Consider the following 3,695-nt stretch of genomic DNA (forward strand, 5'->3'; position numbering starts at 1 on the left):
ACTCGGGCAAATATATTTGATGTTCTTGCCATAATGAACACCTCCTATTCTGATATTATTATGCCCGATTGTATTGCGGAATGCAATCGGTTAGCTAAAATGTTATAGAATCAACAGCCCACGTTCGTCTCATAGACGCTCGCACCCATATCGCAGCCGCAGCGAATCGCACGGTCAAGAGCCATGATCAGTGCCACCGCACCGTCAATCCGCTCGGTGCTTTTCTCTTTATCTGGCTTAATATTTCCGGCGGGATCAGTGCGGATAAAAATATTATCCATCATCCAGCGCAGAACCGGATGGCCGCCATGGGCTATTTTTTCTTCCAGTGTCAGTTTCTGTAATCTTGCGCATAAAACAGTACTGGCAAGAAGGATTTCTTTGCACAATCGTTTTCTAAAAGATGATCCCCAACCCTCTCCAATTTGCTAAAATATTTGCAGTTTCTTTGGGGAGGTTATTATTTTGCAAATTCCTTGGATTCTGCCAGTTAAGCTATCAACCTATGCAAAAGACAGATACTCAGTGGTTTTCCCTGTACTAACTAAATGCCCCTGTTGCCATTCTGCAGTCAAACTAAAACGACATGGCTTCTATGAACGCAATGCCCTGGCCGGCAAACGGTGTTACCGTATCTGCATCTGCCGCTACCTGTGTCCTGCCTGCTTAAAGACGATATCTCTTTTACCTTGGTTTCTTCTGCCATATTTCCAATACAACCGCAACACCATTTTAAAAAGCCTGCGGGAGCGTTTCCAAAAAACAACTACTGCCATTGGGCGCCAGCTAGCCGCCTTTTACCATAAGCGATTCTTAGCTAATATCCCCGCCATCGTTAGCGCCCTAAGAGAACAGCACTGGCGAGAGCAACTTCCGGCAGATAAAAATAAAGGGGCCATAAAGATAGTCAACCGGTTAAACTCCACTTGAGCAAGTGAAACGACCTTGGCAGAGGTCAGTAGTTTATCCAACCGGGTCTTGGCTAACTTTATGGCAAGATCATTTTAACATAATTCCACATCCATTCGGCAAATTTATTTGATCCACACAATATTTGCGTGGTGGTAATGGCCCTTTTCCCATATAATTTTCATCGTGGGGTTAACCGGTTATCCTCCAATACTCTACTCTATTGGAGGTGCGAAATGGCTTTGAACGAAGAACAAAAAATGGAAGTCGCTCTTTTTCGCTTTGGCCTGATTGCTCCCCTGCTAAACAACCAGGTGGATGATCCAAAGGCCTACCTGGAGCGGATTTCCAGTCTGGTACACGATGTCCCTTACTACGGGAAAAAAGAATACTGTGAAAAAACCTTTCGCCGTTGGCTTTGGGACTACCGCAAAAACAACCTGGAAGGGCTCAAGCCCCAGAACCGTAAGGATAAGGGCAGCTCAAGGGTGATTTCTGAAGTACTTGCTGAGAAAATTATTGCTTTCAGACATGAAAACCCGGGCTTGAGCGTAATGCTTCTTTATGACCAAATGGCTAAAGATGGGCTCATTTTGCGCTCTAAGGTTTCTTATCATTCGGTCTACCGTTTTCTCAAGAAGAAAAACCTGGCCAAGCCACTGGTGGACAAGGTTGTGGCTAAGGACCGCAAGCGCTTTGCCTACGATGAGGTAAACCGGATGTGGCAGGGTGACATGATGGCGGGACCTTATGTGTTGGTTAATGGCAGGAAGAAGCCCACTTATCTTTTTGCCTTTATCGATGACTGCTCCCGCGTGGTTACTTTCGCCCAGTTTTCTTTCGAACAAAATTTCGAGGTCATGAAAAAAGTCTATATTGAGGCGGTTATACGCCGGGGTATTCCCAAGATTGTCTACCTGGATAACGGGAAGGTTTACCGCTCGCAATTGTTTCACTTGGCCTGCGCTCAAATGGGCACCACGGTTTCCCATACCCAGCCTTACGACGCTCCTAGCAAGGGGAAAATTGAACGTTTCTTTCGCACGGTAAGAGAGCGTTTCCTGCCCCTCCTGTCTTATCCGGTAACTTCCCTGGATGAATTGAACCGTGCTTTTGGCAAGTGGTTGGAGGAAGACTACCACCGCCGTGTTCACTCATCCCTGGGCATGTCACCCCTGGATAAATACTTAAGTTTGGTAAACCAGGTTAAGTTCGCGAGGAAACCGGATTTGATCCGGGAGTTATTCTTAAAAAGGGAATACCGCCGGGTGCACAATGATGCCACTGTTTCCATCGGAGGCAGGCTCTTCGAGGTACCGTCCACCCTGATTGGCCAAAAGGTGGAGGTACGGTTTGAACTAAACGACTTAAGCAAGATATTGATTTACACCAATGACAAATTTGTAGGTCAGGGATTACCGGTTCAATTGGCGGATAACGCTAGAGTGAGGCGCAAGCGCAGCGAAAATGATACTTCCCCGCAGGTATTATCTTTTCATACGGCCCTTTTGCAAAAGGAGAGTGGTAGGTGATGTTTACCGCTTTCTACTCCCTGGCTACCAGGCCTTTTACGAAGGATATCAAAGCAGGGGATTTGTACCTGTCATCCTCACACCAGGAACTCCTGGCCCGGCTTAATTATCTAAAAGACAGCCGGGGTATTGGCATGGTGGTAGGCGAAGCGGGTTCGGGTAAAACTTCCGGGCTGCGTGCCTTTGTGGTTTCCCTCAATCCTTCTCTTTACCGGGTGGCTTACTTCCCGCTTTCTACGGTTACTGTTACGGATTTCTACCGGGGGCTGGCTTTTAGTCTGGGCCTTGAGCCGGCTTTTCGCAAGGTGGATCTATTTAATCAGATTCAAGAGGCGATTCAAAATAATTATTCCGGCAAGAAAGTTGTTCCGGTGATTATTCTGGACGAACTGCAACTGGCCAGTACGAAGTTTTTCAGTGACCTCCATTTGTTATTCAATTTTTCAATGGACTCGGAGAATCCGTTTGTCCTGGTACTTTGCGGGCTGCCTGCCTTGGCGATTAAAATGTCGTTAACCCATAACCAGCCTTTAAGTCAAAGGTTAATTATGCGTTTCAAAATGTCACCTCTTTCTAAAGAGGAAACAAAAAACTACTTGGAGCACCACATGCGCAGAGCCGGCGCTAATTACCCCATCTTTTCAGATTCTGCCGTGGAAGCTATGGCTACGGTGAGCCGGGGCTGGCCACGTTTGGTGAACAACCTGGCAACGACCAGCTTAATCTATGGTTGCCAGAAGGGGCTTAAGTACATTGATGAGGAAGCTGTAAGACAGGCTGCTGTTGAATTAGGCTTTTGATCATTAATTATTCTTTTTGGGCCGTCTTAGGTGCTGTGGTCAGTGTGGGCAACGCAGTAGCGTTGTCCAAGCCCTGTGGACAACCCCAAAAAGGGTTTGTCCACAGGGCGGCACTGTCCACAGGAACTCCTGCATCCTGAAGGAGTTTCGTAACCTTATTTATTGTGCAAGACATATAATGTGCAATTCTAAAAGTATGTTGGACAAAATCTATGCAAATTTTGCAGTTAAAAAGGAGTTTTTAGCCTAAATTATTGTGTAAATGACCGAGACAAAAAATCTGCAAAGTTACAGTATCAGCTAGCTCCCTGTCTCCACCTCGAGTCGCTCCCCGTGCGGGGGCGTGGGTTGAAGCCTGTGGACCCAGAAGATCCCTGCATTTCAGGATCTCGGAGATTATGGTAACGGTAACGCCGTCTTTGTACAAATCTTTGATCATGAACACTTCCTCCAT

5 protein-coding genes are annotated in these 3,695 nt (G+C 46.6%); 3 read left to right on the top strand and 2 right to left on the bottom strand.

Annotated features, from left to right (window positions below; genetic code table 11):
- Window positions 1-110 precede the first annotated feature (110 nt).
- The gene (locus NUV48_15420) at window positions 111-389 is read right to left on the bottom strand and encodes a phage terminase family protein (protein MCR4443521.1); all 279 of its coding nucleotides are present in this window, start codon (window positions 387-389) and stop codon (window positions 111-113) included.
- A 76-nt stretch (window positions 390-465) separates the two neighbouring features.
- Between NUV48_15420 and NUV48_15425 the strand changes: the two genes are divergently transcribed.
- The 3 genes from NUV48_15425 to NUV48_15435 all read left to right on the top strand — a co-directional run bounded on the left by NUV48_15425 (window position 466) and on the right by NUV48_15435 (window position 3,241).
- Window positions 466-930: a DUF6431 domain-containing protein gene (locus tag NUV48_15425; protein ID MCR4443522.1), complete on the top strand. Its 465-nt coding sequence runs from the start codon at window positions 466-468 to the stop codon at window positions 928-930.
- A 221-nt stretch (window positions 931-1,151) separates the two neighbouring features.
- Window positions 1,152-2,441 (top strand): DDE-type integrase/transposase/recombinase, encoded by a 1,290-nt coding sequence (locus tag NUV48_15430; GenBank protein MCR4443523.1) that lies wholly within the window; start codon window positions 1,152-1,154, stop codon window positions 2,439-2,441.
- The gene (locus NUV48_15435; GenBank protein ID MCR4443524.1) at window positions 2,441-3,241 is read left to right on the top strand and encodes an AAA family ATPase; all 801 of its coding nucleotides are present in this window, start codon (window positions 2,441-2,443) and stop codon (window positions 3,239-3,241) included. The genes NUV48_15430 and NUV48_15435 overlap by 1 nt, the downstream gene beginning before the upstream one ends.
- Window positions 3,242-3,482: 241 nt before the next feature.
- Here NUV48_15435 and NUV48_15440 read toward each other — a convergent pair.
- The coding region (locus NUV48_15440) for a hypothetical protein (GenBank protein MCR4443525.1) at window positions 3,483-3,695 on the bottom strand (213 nt) is incomplete at its 5' end.

Source organism: Peptococcaceae bacterium, assembly GCA_024655825.1.
In the GTDB taxonomy this organism is placed as follows: domain Bacteria; phylum Bacillota; class Peptococcia; order DRI-13; family PHAD01; genus JANLFJ01.

Coding starts and splice junctions, on each gene's coding strand:
- NUV48_15435 (MCR4443524.1), top strand. CDS start 2,441: ATGTTTACCGCTTTCTACTCCCTGGCTACCAGGCCTTTTACGAAGGAT.